General features: G+C 69.5%; 13 protein-coding genes. 9 read left to right on the top strand and 4 right to left on the bottom strand.

Translation table 11 applies throughout. The features are described 5' to 3' along the window. The first annotated feature begins 109 nt into the window (after positions 1-109). The 9 genes from RN02_RS19795 (at position 110) to RN02_RS19755 (ending at position 8,057) form a co-directional block, all read left to right on the top strand. Positions 110-928, top strand: coding sequence for a substrate-binding periplasmic protein (locus RN02_RS19795; RefSeq protein WP_043267233.1), 819 nt, complete (start codon positions 110-112; stop codon positions 926-928). 25 nt (positions 929-953) lie between these two features. Further along, on the top strand, positions 954-1,295 hold the full coding sequence (locus tag RN02_RS19790) for a DUF4398 domain-containing protein (protein ID WP_009621471.1): 342 nt from the start codon (positions 954-956) through the stop codon (positions 1,293-1,295). Next, positions 1,292-2,104, top strand: a complete 813-nt coding sequence (locus tag RN02_RS19785; protein ID WP_043316135.1) for an OmpA family protein — start codon at positions 1,292-1,294, stop codon at positions 2,102-2,104. Before RN02_RS19790 ends, RN02_RS19785 begins: the two co-directional genes overlap by 4 nt. 140 nt (positions 2,105-2,244) lie before the next feature. Further along, positions 2,245-2,880: a response regulator transcription factor gene (locus RN02_RS19780; protein WP_043267231.1), complete on the top strand. Its 636-nt coding sequence runs from the start codon at positions 2,245-2,247 to the stop codon at positions 2,878-2,880. 129 nt (positions 2,881-3,009) lie between these two features. Continuing rightward, positions 3,010-4,449: an aminotransferase-like domain-containing protein gene (locus RN02_RS19775; protein WP_043267229.1), complete on the top strand. Its 1,440-nt coding sequence runs from the start codon at positions 3,010-3,012 to the stop codon at positions 4,447-4,449. An 89-nt stretch (positions 4,450-4,538) separates the two neighbouring features. Then, positions 4,539-6,200, top strand: coding sequence for a vWA domain-containing protein (locus RN02_RS19770; RefSeq protein WP_043316132.1), 1,662 nt, complete (start codon positions 4,539-4,541; stop codon positions 6,198-6,200). 1 nt (position 6,201) lies between these two features. Continuing rightward, the gene (locus tag RN02_RS19765; protein WP_043267225.1) at positions 6,202-6,786 is read left to right on the top strand and encodes an RNA polymerase sigma factor; all 585 of its coding nucleotides are present in this window, start codon (positions 6,202-6,204) and stop codon (positions 6,784-6,786) included. Next, entirely contained in the window at positions 6,783-7,415 is a 633-nt protein-coding gene (locus RN02_RS19760; protein ID WP_043316131.1) for a hypothetical protein, read from the top strand. Before RN02_RS19765 ends, RN02_RS19760 begins: the two co-directional genes overlap by 4 nt. Before the next feature lie 108 nt (positions 7,416-7,523). Beyond that, positions 7,524-8,057, top strand: coding sequence for a hypothetical protein (locus tag RN02_RS19755; RefSeq protein WP_052267770.1), 534 nt, complete (start codon positions 7,524-7,526; stop codon positions 8,055-8,057). Positions 8,058-8,374: 317 nt separating this feature from the next. Here RN02_RS19755 and RN02_RS19750 read toward each other — a convergent pair whose 3' ends face one another. From RN02_RS19750 to atuE, 4 genes are all read right to left on the bottom strand, one after another. After that, entirely contained in the window at positions 8,375-10,201 is a 1,827-nt protein-coding gene (locus RN02_RS19750; protein WP_043316129.1) for a long-chain-acyl-CoA synthetase, read from the bottom strand. Positions 10,202-10,377: 176 nt separating this feature from the next. Beyond that, positions 10,378-11,199: an SDR family oxidoreductase gene (locus tag RN02_RS19745; protein WP_043316126.1), complete on the bottom strand. Its 822-nt coding sequence runs from the start codon at positions 11,197-11,199 to the stop codon at positions 10,378-10,380. 227 nt (positions 11,200-11,426) lie between these two features. Beyond that, complete coding sequence (gene atuF / locus RN02_RS19740; RefSeq protein ID WP_043316124.1) at positions 11,427-13,415, bottom strand: geranyl-CoA carboxylase subunit apha; 1,989 nt, start codon at positions 13,413-13,415, stop codon at positions 11,427-11,429. 64 nt (positions 13,416-13,479) lie between these two features. Further along, positions 13,480-14,277, bottom strand: coding sequence for an isohexenylglutaconyl-CoA hydratase (gene atuE, locus RN02_RS19735; protein ID WP_043316122.1), 798 nt, complete (start codon positions 14,275-14,277; stop codon positions 13,480-13,482). Positions 14,278-14,326: the final 49 nt, after the last annotated feature.

Below are 14,326 nucleotides of genomic sequence, written 5' to 3'. Positions count from 1 at the left end.
GTCCGAATTCGCCTAGTCTGACCCTTCGCTCAGAACTTTTTCTTACAGAAGCTAGCATGCCGTCGTCATACGCACCGCCCTCCCTTTCGCCGGTTCGCGAGGACCGCGCATGATCAGGCGCAGCCGCGTCCTGCTGGCCATGGTCGGCCTGCTGGCGCTGTATGCCCACGCCCAGAGCAGCCAGTGTTCGGTGCTGGTGGCCAGCGGCAACCCGGAATACCCGCCGTTCCTCTGGCGCGACCCCGCCCAGCCGGAGCGCCTGGTCGGGGCCAGCGCCGAGCTGCTGGAGCAACTGGGCAAGTCCATGGGCGTGAGCATCCGCGTGCGCTACACCGGCTCCTGGGCCCGCGCCCAGGAAGAGGCGCGCCTGGGCCGCGTCGACCTGCTCGCCGGCGCCTTCCTCACGCCCGAGCGCGAGGCGATCATGGACTACATCCGCCCGGCCTTCCTCAGCACCGACAACGTGGTCTGGGTGCACAAGGGCGAAGGCTTCCCCTACGCCCGCTGGGAAGACCTGCGCGGCCACAAGGGCGGCACCCTGGTGAACAACAGCTTCGGCGCCGCCTTCGACGACTTCGCCGAGCAGCAGCTGACCCTGGAAGAGGTGCCCAGCGTAGCCCAGGCCTTCCAGAAGCTGGCCCTGGGGCGCACCGACTACGTGCTCTACGAGCGCTTCCCCGGCCTGGCCACGGCGGCCCGGCTGGGCCTGCAGCAGCGCCTGCAGCCGCTGGAGCCGCCGATCTCCAGCGAAGGGCTGTACCTGACCCTGGCCCACGCCTCGCCCTGCTACGGCCCGGAACTGCGCGGACAACTGCAGGAAAAGATGACAGAATTGATTGCCGCCGGCGTACCGCAGCGCCTGTTGCAGCGCAACCTGCAGCGCTGGCAGGCCGAGCAAGCGCGGTCCGCCGCCTCTCCCACGCAGTAGAGAAGATTTCGTGAGCAAGCCAAGCATGACCCTCCCCGGGCTGTTGCTGTGCGCCCTGGCGGGATGCGCCAACGACCCGCTTCCCAACGAGCAGATGCGTCTCACCGAACAGGCCCTGGACCAGGCCCGGGCGGTCGGCGCCACGGACGAGGTGGCCGAGTTCAAGCTGGCCGAGGACAAGTACCAGGCCGCCCGCGAGGCCCTGGCCGGCGCCGCCAACAAGCGCGCCCGGCAGCTCGCCGAGCAGGCCGAACTGGACGCGCGCCTGGCCGAGGCCAAGGTGCTGACCGGCAAGAGCGCCGCGCAACTGGCCGAGCAGGGCAAGAGCATCCAGCGTCTGCGCCGCCAGCTGGGGGAAGTGAAATGAGCCCGCGCCCGTTGATGCCATGCGGCCTGGTCGCCGCCGCCCTGGCCCTGGCGGGCTGCACCCACGGGCAGCTCGCCGAGCAGTCCCTGGAGCGCGCGCGCAGCGAGTTCCAGGCGGTCAAGGACGACACCGGCGTGCTGCACAGCGCGCCGCGCGACGTGATCCGCGCCGGCGAGTCCCTGGCCCGCGCCGAGCGCCTGTCCAGCTACTGGGGCAGCAACGACGACGTGCTGCAGTACGCCTACCTCAGCCAGCGCTACAGCGAGATCGCCCGCGAGCGCAGCAACCTGGCGCTGAACCAGGAGCGCCTGGCCCGCCAGCAGCTCGACCGCGAGCGCCTGCAGCTGGCCCTGCGCGAGGCCAAGCTGGCCAGCGTGCAGGAGCAGAGCAAGTGGCTGGAAGAGCAGATGGTCAGCCTGGCCACCGACCAGACCGAGCGCGGCCTGGTGCTGACACTCGGCGACGTGCTGTTCGACAGCGGCGAGTCCGACCTCAAGCCCGCCGCCAACCGCACCGTGCTCAAGCTGGTGCAGTTCCTCCAGCTCAACCCGCGGCGGGTGATCCGCATCGAGGGCTACACCGACAACCAGGGCGACGAGCAGGAGAACCAGCAACTGTCCCGGGACCGCGCCCAGGCGGTGGCCGACGTGCTCACCGACCTCGGCGTGGACGCCAAGCGCATCCAGGTGCAGGGCTTCGGCGAGGCCTACCCGGTGGCGGACAACGCCTCGTCCCTGGGCCGCGCGCAGAACCGCCGCGTGGAAATCGTCTTCTCCGACGACAAGGGCCAGCTCGGCGCCCAGCGCTGAGCCCCCGGCGCCGGGCGGGCCGGCCCGGCGCTGCTAACCTGTTGGCAGGGCGGCATCTCGAAGTTGTTCGAGGGTCGCCTTGGCGAAAATACGCCGATGGGACCACCCCACTCCGGGGCGTCCGCCAGCAGGAACCCGCAATGCCCTTCAAACGTGAAACTCTCAAAGCCCTCGTCGCCGATGCCCAGCCGCTGACCGGCTGGGGGTTGCAGCGCTACCTGGCCGACCAGAGCCAGGTGCAGGTGCTGGACTGGGTCACCGATACAGATTCGCTGCTGCGCCAGTTGAGCGAACGCCCCGACCTCGATCTGCTGATCACCGAGATGGCCTTGCCCGGCTCGCGCGGGCGCGATGGCGTGCACTTGCTCGAATGGCTGCAGCGCAACTACCCGCAGCTCAAGGTGCTGGTCTACTCGGTATCGGGGGCGCCGCTGATGGCGCGGGCCTCGCTCAAGTGCGGCGCCAGCGCCTATGTCTGCAAGCGCAGCCCGTTGTCGGTACTGGACGAGGCGGTGACGCGGATTCGCCAGGGGCTGGCCTACACCGACCCCACCCTGCGCCCGCAGCGCCATACCGGCCAGCCGCTGAGCCCCACCGAGATCGACATCCTGCTCCGCCTGTCCCATGGCGCCACGGTCGGCGAGATCGCCGAGCGCACCAGCCGCAGCGTTTCCACCATCAGCACCCACAAGCGCAACGCCATGAGGAAGCTGGGCGTGACCAACGACGCGCAACTGGTGATCGCCGGCATGCTGGACTGGCTCGGGGAGTTCTGAGGCGCTCTGGCGCGCGGCCTGCGCCGATCATCGGCGGCGGGCTGTATCGGCATGTTTCCCTGCTACTGTTCTGGAACAGTTTCGAGTTTTTGGCTACTGTTTCGGTCCAATGCCCGAGGGATCGCCGCCATGAGCAATCTGCTTCTGTACCAACGCATCGCCCAGCAACTCGCCGAGGACATCCGCCGCGGCGTCTACCAGCCGGGCGAGCGCGTGCCCTCGGTACGCAAGCTGAGCACCCAGCTCAACGTCAGCCACGCCACCGTGCTGCAGGCCTACGCCACCCTGGAGGACCAGGGGCTGATCCGCGCGCGCCCGCAGTCCGGCTTCTACGTGCACCACACCCCGGCGCTGACCGCCTCGACCCCGGACATCGCGCGGGTCGAGCGTCCCGGCCTGGTGACCCGCAGCAGCATCATCAACCAGGTGCTGGCCGAGGCGCGCCGCGAGGGCGTGTTCCCCCTGGGCGCGGCGGTGCCCCACGTGGACTACCTGCCGGTGCGCGCGCTGCACCAGCAACTGGCCAAGGTCACCCGCTTCTCCAGCCCGCGGGCCTTCAGCTACATGTTCAGCCCCGGCTACGAGCCGCTGCGCCGCCAGGTGGCGATCCGCATGCGCGACGCCGGCGTGGTGGTCGACCCCAGCCAGGTGACCATCACCCACGGCTGCGTGGACGCCATCCACATGGCGCTGCGGGTGATGACCCGCCCCGGCGACCTGATCGCCACCGAATCGCCCAGCTACTACGGCCTGCTGCAACTGGCCGACATCCTCGGCCTGAAGGTCATCGAGATCCCCAGCGACCCGCTCACCGGCATCAGCCTGGAAGCCCTGCAGCTGGCCGCCAACCAGTGGCCGATCAAGGCCCTGGTGCTGACCGCGCGGCTGTCCAACCCGCTGGGCGGGACCATCCCCGAGGAGCGCCAGAAGCAACTGCTCAAGCTCACTTCCGAGCACAACATCGGGGTGATCGAGGACGACATCTACGGCGAGCTGATGTTCGACGAGGGCCAGACCAAGTCACTCAAGGCCCACGACCGCGAGGGCAGGGTGGTGTACTGCTCGAGCTTCTCCAAGACCATCTCGCCGGGGGTGCGCATCGGCTGGATCATCGCCGAGCGCTACCAGGAGGAAATCCGCCGCCTGCAGACCTTCACCACGCATTCGGCATGCACAGTGACGCAGATGGGCGTGGCCGCCTACCTGGAGAACGGCGGCTACGACCGCCACCTGCGCTACATCCGCCAGGAGTACCGCAAGAACATGACCGCCTACCAGTTGGCGGTGCAGCAGTACTTCCCCGAAGGCACGCAGATGACCCGGCCCAAGGGCGGCTTCATCCTCTGGGTCAGCCTGCCGGCCAAGGTGAACACCAAGGAACTGCACGTTCGCGCGCTGGAGCAGGGCATCAGCATCGCCCCGGGGCTGATCTTCAGCAACACCGAGCAGTTCAACAACTGCCTGCGCCTGACCTGCGGCATCCCCTGGAACCGCGAGGCGGAGCGGGCGATCATGACCCTCGGCATGCTGGCCTGCCAGCTGTGCCAGGAGGAGCAGATCGCTGCCTGAAACACCTGGGGTTGAATAGGGTTGATGCTTAACCCGTTTTGGCTGACGGCCTCGTCTGAAGGTTTGACTCCTTCACCGAGGCCGCCGTCATGTCCCTTCCCGCTTCCGCCTTCCGTCCCCTCGCCATCGGCCTGCTGCTGGCCGTGGGCGGTTGTGGCCAGTCCACCCAGCAACAGGCCGCCCAGCCTTCGATGACGAAACAGGCGCCTCGCGCCGACCTGGCCGTCAAGAGCGAGGCCCGCCGCGCCATGCCGGCCGCCGCCCCGATGCTGGAAAGCTACGCCCTGCCCGTGGCGCCCGAGCCGTTGCCAGCCGGTTATCGCGACCAGGACCGCGAGCAATACCAGAAGCTGGCGCAGAACCCGGTGCACAGCGTCGCCGAGGCGCCGGTGTCGACCTTCAGCATCGACATGGACACCGGCAGCTACGCCAACGTCCGCCGCCTGCTCAACGAGGGCCGCCTGCCGCCCCAGGGCGCGGTGCGCCTGGAAGAGATGCTCAACTACTTCCCCTATGCCTACGCGCCGCCCAGCGACGAGAGCCCCTTCGGCATCACCACCGAGCTGGCGCCGTCGCCGTGGAACCCGCACACCCGGCTGCTGCGCATCGGCATCAAGGCTTCGGAGCGCAGCGTCGAGCAACTGCCGCCGGCCAACCTGGTGTTCCTGGTGGACGTCTCCGGCTCCATGGACCGCCGCGAAGGCCTGCCGCTGGTGAAGGGCACCCTCAAGCTGCTGGTGGACCAGCTGCGGCCGCAGGACAAGGTGTCGCTGGTGGTCTATGCCGGCGACTCGCGGGTGGTGCTGGAACCCACCTCGGGCAAGGACAAGGCGAAGATCCGCGCCGCCATCGAGCAATTGCAGGCCGGCGGCTCCACCGCTGGCGCGGCAGGCATCGAACTGGCCTACCGCATGGCGCAGCAGGGCTTCATCGACAAGGGCATCAACCGCATCCTGCTGGCCACCGATGGCGACTTCAACGTCGGCGTCAGCGACTTCGACAGCCTCAAGGCCATGGCCGCCGAGAAGCGCCGCAGCGGGGTGTCGCTGACCACCCTGGGCTTCGGTGTGGACAACTACAACGAGCGCCTGATGGAACAACTGGCCGACGCCGGCGACGGCAACTACGCCTACATCGACAACCTGCGCGAGGCGCGCAAGGTGCTGGTGGAACAACTCGGCTCGACCCTCGCGGTGCTGGCGAAGAACGTGAAGCTCCAGCTGGAATTCAATCCCGCGCAGGTCAGCGAGTACCGCCTGCTGGGCTACGAGAACCGCGCGCTGAAGCGCGAGGACTTCAACAACGACCAGGTCGACGCCGGCGAGATCGGCGCCGGGCACACCGTCACCGCGCTCTACGAAATCGTCCCGAAAGGGCAGAAGGGCTGGCTCGAGCCGCTGCGCTACCAGGCCGAGGCCAAGCCCGCCGGCAAGGGCGACGAACTGGCCTGGCTGCGGGTGCGCTGGCAGAAGCCGGAGGGCGGGCCCAGCCAGCTCGTCGAACGCCCAATCGCCGCCAGCGGCGCCGGCGACCTGGCCCGGGCCAGCGACGACCTGCGCTTCGCCGCGGCGGTGGCGGCCTTCGCCCAGCAACTCGACGGCGCGCGCTACACCGGCGGCTTCGACCTGGGCGATACTCTGGCCCTGGCCCGAAGCGCGCGCGGCGAAGACCCGTTCGGCCTGCGCGGCGAATTCCTCCAGCTCGTCGAGCTGGCGCGCAGCCTGCAAACCCCCTTGGCGCGGAACCCCTGACTTGACCACGGACGAAGACGACGCCGCGCTGCTGCGGCGCTACCGCAAAGGCGATGCCGAGGCCTTCGCCACGCTCTACGCGCGCCATCGCCTGGGCCTGTACCGCTTCCTCTGCGGCCTGGGCGGCGACGTTGCCCAGGCCGAGGAAGTGTTCCAGGAAACCTGGCTGAGCCTGATCCGCAGCGACAGCGAGCCCGAGGGCCGGGCCAGCTTTCGCACCTGGCTGTACCGGATCGCCCGCAACCGGCTGATCGACCACTGGCGGCGCAACGGCCGGCGCAGCGCGCAGCACGAGGCCTTCGACGAGCAGTTGCACGGCGAGGCGCTGCCCGGCGAGGCCGAGGACCCGCTGCGGCAACTGAGCCTGAGCCGCGACCGCGAGCGCCTGCAGCAGGCCCTGGAGGCATTGCCCGGCGAGCAGCGCGAAGTGTTCCTGCTGCGCGCCCACGGCGACCTGGAGCTGCAGGAGATCGCCGAACTGACCCGCACGCCTGCCGAGACGGTGAAGAGCCGCCTGCGCTACGCGTTGCAGAAACTGCGCCGGTTGCTCGCCGACCCGGCGGCGACCCAGGAGGTAGCCCCATGACCCGCCATCCGCAGCGGCCGGACGTCGAGGAAGCCGAGCTGCTCGAGCATTTCCGCCGGCACGGCGGCGAGCAGCCCCCGGCGCAGCTGGACGCCCGCATCCTGGCCGCGGCCCGCGCCGCCGTGCAGCCGCGCGCGAGCGCCTGGCAACGCCTGGGCCGCTGGCTGTTCGGCCGGCCACAGCGCTGGTCGGTGGCCCTGGCCGGGGTGGCGACCCTGGGCATCGGCCTGAGCCTGGCTTTGCGCACCTTCGAGGAAGCCCCGCGCTACGACGCCGTCGCGCCGGCCATGGCCCCGGCGCCCAAGGCCGAATCCATGGCCCGCTCCGCCCGCCAGGCCGCCCCGGCGCTGTACTCGGCGCCGGCCGCCCCCGCCGCGGCGCCGACGCCGCAGCTGGAGCAGCGCAAGCAGATGGCGGAAAGCGCGGTAGCCGCCGACGAGGCAGCGCCCATGGCCAAGCGCAGCGCCGAACCGGCCCCGGCGGAACCGCAGGCCAGCCTGCGGCGCCTGGCCGAGCTGCGGCGGCAGGGCGACCAGGCGGCCGCCAAGAGGCTGCGCGAGGACCTGCAGCGGCGTTATCCGCGCTTGGACATAGACGCCGAGCTGCGGCGCCTGGAGGCCCGCCCTTGAGAGCCTGAGCGCGTCTATCGGAATTGCCTTCGGATTGGTCCGAGCCTCTTGTCTTACAGATCAACTAAGGCGAGGATGGCGCGCCCCTGGCCATTTGCCTGCCCCGTGATGTTGCGACGCTTCGTTCTGCTGACCCTCCTGCCGCTGTTGCTGAGCGCCTGCGGCGATGCCGACAAGGCGCCGCCGGCCAAGGCCGAGGCGCCCGCGGTGGCGCCTGCCGCCCCGGCGGAAAAGGCCCCGCCGCCCGAACCCGCGGCGCAGCCCAGGCCGGCGCCCGCCGCCAGCGCGAAGCCGGCCGCGCCCAAGGCGGAACTGGGCAAGCCCCTGGCCCCCGAGCGCCTGCCGGTGGCCGACGCCAAGCCGAAGAAAGCCGCCGAACCCAGCGTGAACAAGCCGCTGCCGCCCTCCAAGCTCGACCTGCGCCTGCCCAGGGACGTGCTGCACGGCCTGGAACCGGGCCGCGCCCTGCGCGAGGACCTGGACAAGCCGCTGCTGCCGCCGATGTTCGAGGAGAAGGAGAGCCCGTTCCAGGTGGGTGGCCGGTTGATCCAGCGGGAGCGCGGGGAGCGTAGCGATCCCAGTGACGACAGCTGGCATTCGGAGATTCGTGGGGCGGAGGTGCAGTTTCAGTTTCGGAATTGAGTTGGGGGGCTCTTCGTAGGAGCGAGTTTGCTCGCGAACAGCCGAGTCAAGCTCGACTCCGGAGCGATGTCGAAGTCCGTCCCCTCTCCCCAGCCCTCTCCCTGAAGGGAGAGGGGGCTTGTTCGTGCCGAGAGAAGGAATGGCCTCAACCTGAAACCACCGGCGTGTCCGGCTAACTCAAGAGCATCCGCACACACCGAACGGTTCCCTCTCCCTTCAGGGAGAGGGTTAGGGAGAGGGCGCTCTTCAGAGCCAGCACCGAAGCCACCCGCAGCCCCCCTTCGCGAGCAAGCTCGCTCCCACGAAAGAAAAGCCTGTCAGAACCGATGTTCCCCGCGCTGGATGGCCCCGAACACCCCCTCATCCAGCAGCCGATAATCCACCTCCCCCGGCAACCGCACGAACAGCGCCTCGCCAACCTGCCGCGGATCGAACCCGGCGCTCTTCAGGTCCGCCTTCTTGTACTTGAAGGTCCCGGTGGTTTCCACCTGCTGCAGCAGGCGCAGGAACAGCGGCACGGCGTAGGCCGGCAGCTCGCGGTCCAGGTGTTCGGCCAGTGCCTGGCCGTCCAGCGCCTGGCCGGGCGCCAGGCGTAGCGCGGCCATGCCGCAGCGGCCGTCGGTGCCGGGGATTTCCACGCCGTAGACCACCGCGTCTTCCACGCCGGGGAAGGCGCCGAGGACGTTTTCCACCTCGGTGGTGGAGACGTTCTCGCCCTTCCAGCGGAAGGTGTCACCCAGGCGGTCGACGAACTGGGTGTGCTTGAAGCCCAGGTCGCGCATCAGGTCGCCGGTGTTGAACCAGGCGTCGCCCTGCTTGAACACGTCGCGGTAGATCACCGCCTGGGTCTTGGCCGGGTCGGTGTAGCCGTCGAACGGCCACTTGTCGCTGATCTCGCTGATCAGCAGGCCCGACTCGCCCTTGCCGACCTTCTCCATGAAGCCCTTGGCATCGCGCAGCGGCCGGTCGTTTTCCAGGTCGTAGCGGACGATGGCGTAGGTGGCCGGGGAGAAGCCCACGGTGTTGTCGAAATTGAACACGTTGGTGAAGCCGATGTTGCCCTCGCTGGCGGCATAGAACTCGGTGATGCGCTCGATGCCGAAGCGCGCCTTGAACTCGCCCCAGATGGACGGGCGCAGGCCGTTGCCGATCATGCAGGTCAGGCTGTTGTCGCGCTCTTCCTCGCAGGGCGGCTGGTTGAGCAGGTAGCGGCACAGTTCGCCGATATAGCCGAAGCAGGTCGCGTTGTAATGGCGCACGTCCTTCCAGAAGGCCTTGGCGGAGAACTTGCGGCGCAGGGCGATGGCCGCGCCGCCGGCCAGCACCGCGCTCCAGCACACGGTGACGGCGTTGTTGTGGTAGCAGGGCAGGGTCAGGTAGAGCACGTCTTCGCGGCCCAGGCCCAGGCCGGAGTGGCCGAAGCCGCCATAGGCCTTGATCCAGCGCCCGTGGCTCATGATCGAGGCCTTCGGCAGGCCGGTGGTGCCGGAGGTGTAGATGTAGAAGCAGGCGTCCTTCAGGCGCACCTGGGTGGTTTCCGCCAGGTTGTCGGAGCTTTGGGCCTGGGCCAGGCGCATCAGGTTGGCCCAGCCCGCCGGGGCCTGGCCGGGGTCGCGCAGGGTGTCGTCGTCGGCCACCCAGTACAGGCGTTCGGCGCCGCCCTGCAGGTTGGCGCGGACTTCGTCGAAGGCCTCGCGCAGTTCTTCGCCGACCACGAAGTGGCCGGGGCTGACCAGGTTCAGGCTGTGGGCCAGCACCTGGCCGCGCTGGGTGGTGTTGATCAGCGCGCCCACGGCGCCGAGCTTGGCCAGGGCGGCGAGGGTCACCAGCAGTTCGGCGCGGTTCTCCAGCATCACCGCGACCACGCTGGCGTGCTTCACGCCCTCGGCCTGGAAGGCGCGGGCCAGGCGGTTGGCCCAGCCGTTGAACAGGGCGTAGGACAGGCGCCGCTGGCCCTCCAGCAGGGCCGGGGCGTCCGGGTACAGGCGCGCCGCGCGCTCCAGGGCCCAGCCCAGGGACAGGTTCTTCTCGCGGTTGCGGATGCCGGTGTAGTAGAGCCCGCGCAGCATGCGCGGCACGCGCCCGAGGGTGGCGGGCAGGTGGGCGATGAAGCGGGTGGGGGTGATCAGGTCGGCATGGCTCATTGACGCGGGCCCTTGTTGTCGTTGTTGTCTGGCGTGTGCACGCCCGTTCGACTCTAGGACGCTGGCGAGGCTGGGGCTATGACTCTGGCGCGTTTTGCGGGGGGCAGTTGGGTCAAGGGGGAGCTGGAAGCTTGAAGCCGGAAGCTGGAAGTCAAAAGCTGCGACGCCTTCAGCCTTTAGCCCAGAAACAGATCCGGCACCAGCGGCCCGCCCTGCGGATCGAAGCGGTATTGCTCGAAGTCGCTCACGCCCTGTTCGCGGAGGATGTCTTCGTCGATCAGCAGGCGCCCGCTGATGCTGCGGCCCGTGCTGCTTAGGATGGCGTGGGCGGCGTCGGCCATGATCGCCGGCGTGCGGGCGCGCTTGAAGGCGTCGCGGCTGCCCAGTTCGAACTCGATGGCGGCGGTGGCGATCATGGTCTTCGGCCACAGGGCGTTGACGCTGATGCCGTACTTCCCGAACTCCTCGTGCATGCCGAGGGTGAGCATGCTCATGCCGTACTTGGTGACCGTGTAGGGGCCGTGCTGGGCGAACCATTTTTCGGCCAGGTTCAGCGGCGGCGACAGGCTGAGGATGTGGCCCTGGCTCTGCTTCAGGTAGGGCAGGGCGGCCTGGCTGCAGACCATCACCGCGCGGGTGTTGATCTGGTACATCAGGTCGAAGCGCTTGGGCTCCAGGCGCTCCACGCCCACCAGCTTGATGGCGCCGGCGTTGTTGACCAGCCCATCGATGCCGCCGAAGTGCTCGGCGGCGCGGGCCATGGCCTCGCGCACGGCGTTCTCGTCGCGCACGTCCAGCTGCAGGGCCAGGGCCTTGCCGCCGGCGGCCTCGACTTCCTCGGCGACGCTGTGGATGGTGCCGGCGAGCTTCGGATGGGGTTCGGCGCTTTTCGCCGCGATCACGACGTTGGCGCCGTCGCGCGCGGCGCGCAGGGCGATCTCGCGGCCGATGCCGCGGCTGGCGCCGGTGATGAAGAGGGTCTTGGCGTTCAGGGACATGGTTCGGCTCCGTGTTCTTGTTGTGTTCGGACTGCACTTCTTGTAGGAGCGAGCTTGCTCGCGAATGGGGTTTCCCGGCGGTTCTGGTGCGTTGGGTTGACTCCGTTCCCTCTCCCTAACCCTCTCCCTGAAGGGAGAGGGTTAGGGAGAGGGCGCTCTTCAGGCCCAGCACCGAAGCCACCAGCAGAACCCCCTTCGCGAGCAAGCCTGCTCCTACGAAAAGCGTTTCAGGCGTCTTCGGCCTCCACCTCCACCAGCAACTGGCGGCTCTTGACCTGTTCGCCCTTGCTCACCTGGATGCGGCGGATAATGCCGTCGACCCCGGCCTTGAGCGGATGTTCCATCTTCATCGCCTCCAGCACGAGCAGCAACTGGCCCTTGCTGACCCGCGCGCCTTCGCTGACCAGCACGTCGACGATGGCGCCGTCCATCGGCGCCTTGACCGTGCCGGACGCCGCGCCGCCCTGGGTGCCGGCGGGCTCGTGGGTGACGTCGCGCAGTTCCAGGTTGCCGCCGGCGCCATACAGCCAGACGCGTTCGCCTTGGGTGTGATGGGCGATGCGTCGGCGGATGCCGTTGACCTCGGCGACCACCCAGCGCTCGTCGATGGCGATCAGGCTCAGCGCCACCACCGATTCGCCGATGTAGGCCAGCAGCTTGGGCTGCGCGCCGGGCTCCAGCACGTCCAGCTCCACCGCGTGCTTCTGCTCGCCGTCGTGCAACTGGTAGCGCCAGGGCAGGCTGCCGGCGTTGCGCCAACCGGCCAGGCCGCCCTGGTGCGCGCGGGCGCTGGCCGAGGCCTGGTAGAGCAGGGCGGCGGCCAGGGCCAGTTCGGCGGGCTGTGGCGCCTGCGGGCGCAGGCTGGGGTCGTCGGCGAAGTGTTCGGCGATGAACGCCGTGGTGGCGTTGCCGGCGGCGAATTCGGGGTGCCGGAGCAGGTTGGCGAGGAAGCGCTGGTTGGCCTTCACCCCGAGCAGCACGCAGTCCTCCACGGCGCGCACGAGCTTGCGCCGGGCCTCGTCGCGGGTGGCGCCGTAGGCGATCACCTTGGCCAGCATGGGGTCGTAGAAGGGCGTCACCGCCTGGCCTTCCACCAGGCCGTGGTCGATGCGGATGCCGTCCAGCAGCGGCGGCTCCCAGCGCAGCACTTCGCCGGTCTGCGGCAGGAATCCGCTGGCGGCGTCCTCGGCGTACAGGCGCACCTCGATGGCATGGCCGCGCAGCGGGATTTCCTCCTGCTTCAGCGGCAGCGGCTGGCCCTCGGCCACGCGGATCTGCCAGGCCACCAGGTCCTGGCCGGTGACCAGCTCGGTGACCGGGTGCTCGACCTGCAGGCGGGTGTTCATCTCCAGGAAGTAGAAGGCGCCGCTGGCGTCCAGCAGGAACTCCACGGTGCCGGCGCCGACGTAGTTCACCCGCGCCGCCGCCTTCACCGCCGCCTCGCCCATGGCCTGGCGCAGTTCGGCGCCGAGCACCGGGCAGGGCGCTTCCTCGATGACCTTCTGGTGGCGGCGCTGCACCGAGCAGTCGCGCTCGCCGAGGTAGACGAGGTTGCCGTGGCTGTCGCCGAACACCTGGATTTCCACGTGGCGCGGGCGGATCACCGCCTTTTCCAGGATCAGCTCGTCGCTGCCGAAGGCGTTCAGCGCTTCGGAGCGCGCGGTGCGCAGTTGCGCGGCCAGCTCGTCGGCCGCCTGCACCAGGCGCATGCCGCGGCCGCCGCCGCCGGCGCTGGCCTTGATCATCAGCGGGTAGCCGATGCGCTCGGCCTCGCGGGCCAGGGTGGCGTCGTCCTGCTCGGCGCCTTCGTAGCCGGGGATGCAGGGCACGCCGGCTTCGAGCATGGCCAGCTTGGACAGGCGCTTGCTGCCCATCAGGTGGATGGCTTCCACGCCGGGGCCGATGAAGACGATGCCGGCGGCCTCGCAGGCGCGGGCGAATCCGGCGTTCTCCGAGAGGAAGCCGTAGCCAGGATGCACGGCGCCGGCGCCGGTGCGCTGAGCTGCGTCGAGGATGGCGGCGGCCTTCAGGTAGGACTGGCCGACCGGCGCCGGGCCGATGCACACGGCCTCGTCGGCCAGTTGCACGTGGCGCGCCTCGGCGTCGGCCTCGCTGTACACCGCCACCGTGCGGTAGCCCAGGGCCTGGGCGGTGCGGATCACCCGGCAGGCGATCTCGCCGCGGTTGGCGATGAGGATCTTGTCGAAGCTGGGCATGCTGGTTTCCCTCTCCCCAACCCTCTCCCTGAAGGGAGAGGGGGCTGTCTGTTGCGGACGGCGGCTACTGCGCCCACTGCGGTTTGCGTTTCTGCACGAAGGCCAGGGTGCCTTCGGCGCCTTCCGCGCCGGTCACGGCGGCGGCGAACTGTTTTGCGGCCTCGTCCAGCAGCGGGCCCAGGGCCTCGGTCTCGCTGGCCAGCAGCAGCGCCTTGGTCTGCGCGTTGGCGCCGGGGGCACAGCGGCGCACTTGTTCCAGGCATTCCGCCAGGCGCTGGCCGAGCGCATCGGCACTGGCCTCGCTGAAGTGCACCAAGCCCAGGCGCAGCGCCTCGCGGCCGTCGAAGCGGGCGGCAGTGAGCGCCAGGCGGCGGGCCTGGGTCAGGCCGATGCGCTTGACCACGAAGGGGGCGATCTGCGCCGGCAGGATGCCCAGGCTGGTTTCCGGCAGGCCGAACTGGGCGCCGTCGGCGGCGATGGCGATGTCCGACACGCAGGCCAGGCCGAAGCCGCCGCCGAGCACCGCGCCTTCCAGCACGGCGACCAGCACCTGCGGCTGCGCCTGGGCCTCTTCCAGCAGGCCGCCGAAGGCGCGGTTCAGCGCGGCGTAGGCGTCCGGGCCGGCGGCGCGGGCGCCGGCCATGTCCTTGATGTCGCCGCCGGCGCAGAAGTGCCCGCCGGCGCCGCGCAGGACGATGGTGCGCACTTCGCGTTCATCGCGCACCGCGGCCAGCACCGCGCGCAGTTCGCCGACCATGGCCAGGCTCATGGCGTTACGGCTGTCCGGGCGGTCGAGGGTGACGTGCAGCACGCCGCCTTCGCGTTCCAGCAGCAGGGTTTCGCAGTTCGGCAATTCGCTCATGCCGCAAATCCTCATACGATCGCTTCAGGCTTCAGGCTTCAGGCTTCAG

It is taken from the genome of Pseudomonas sp. PI1, assembly GCF_000812405.1.
GTDB classification, from domain to species: Bacteria; Pseudomonadota; Gammaproteobacteria; order Pseudomonadales; family Pseudomonadaceae; genus Pseudomonas; species Pseudomonas citronellolis.
This window is presented reverse-complemented; position numbering and strand designations above follow the sequence as displayed.

Coding starts and splice junctions, on each gene's coding strand:
- RN02_RS19760 (WP_043316131.1), top strand. CDS start 6,783: ATGACCCGCCATCCGCAGCGGCCGGACGTCGAGGAAGCCGAGCTGCTC.
- RN02_RS19790 (WP_009621471.1), top strand. CDS start 954: ATGACCCTCCCCGGGCTGTTGCTGTGCGCCCTGGCGGGATGCGCCAAC.
- RN02_RS19795 (WP_043267233.1), top strand. CDS start 110: ATGATCAGGCGCAGCCGCGTCCTGCTGGCCATGGTCGGCCTGCTGGCG.
- RN02_RS19775 (WP_043267229.1), top strand. CDS start 3,010: ATGAGCAATCTGCTTCTGTACCAACGCATCGCCCAGCAACTCGCCGAG.
- RN02_RS19750 (WP_043316129.1), bottom strand. CDS start 10,201: ATGAGCCATGCCGACCTGATCACCCCCACCCGCTTCATCGCCCACCTG.
- atuF (WP_043316124.1), bottom strand. CDS start 13,415: ATGCCCAGCTTCGACAAGATCCTCATCGCCAACCGCGGCGAGATCGCC.
- RN02_RS19780 (WP_043267231.1), top strand. CDS start 2,245: ATGCCCTTCAAACGTGAAACTCTCAAAGCCCTCGTCGCCGATGCCCAG.
- RN02_RS19785 (WP_043316135.1), top strand. CDS start 1,292: ATGAGCCCGCGCCCGTTGATGCCATGCGGCCTGGTCGCCGCCGCCCTG.
- RN02_RS19770 (WP_043316132.1), top strand. CDS start 4,539: ATGTCCCTTCCCGCTTCCGCCTTCCGTCCCCTCGCCATCGGCCTGCTG.
- RN02_RS19745 (WP_043316126.1), bottom strand. CDS start 11,199: ATGTCCCTGAACGCCAAGACCCTCTTCATCACCGGCGCCAGCCGCGGC.
- RN02_RS19755 (WP_052267770.1), top strand. CDS start 7,524: ATGTTGCGACGCTTCGTTCTGCTGACCCTCCTGCCGCTGTTGCTGAGC.
- atuE (WP_043316122.1), bottom strand. CDS start 14,277: ATGAGCGAATTGCCGAACTGCGAAACCCTGCTGCTGGAACGCGAAGGC.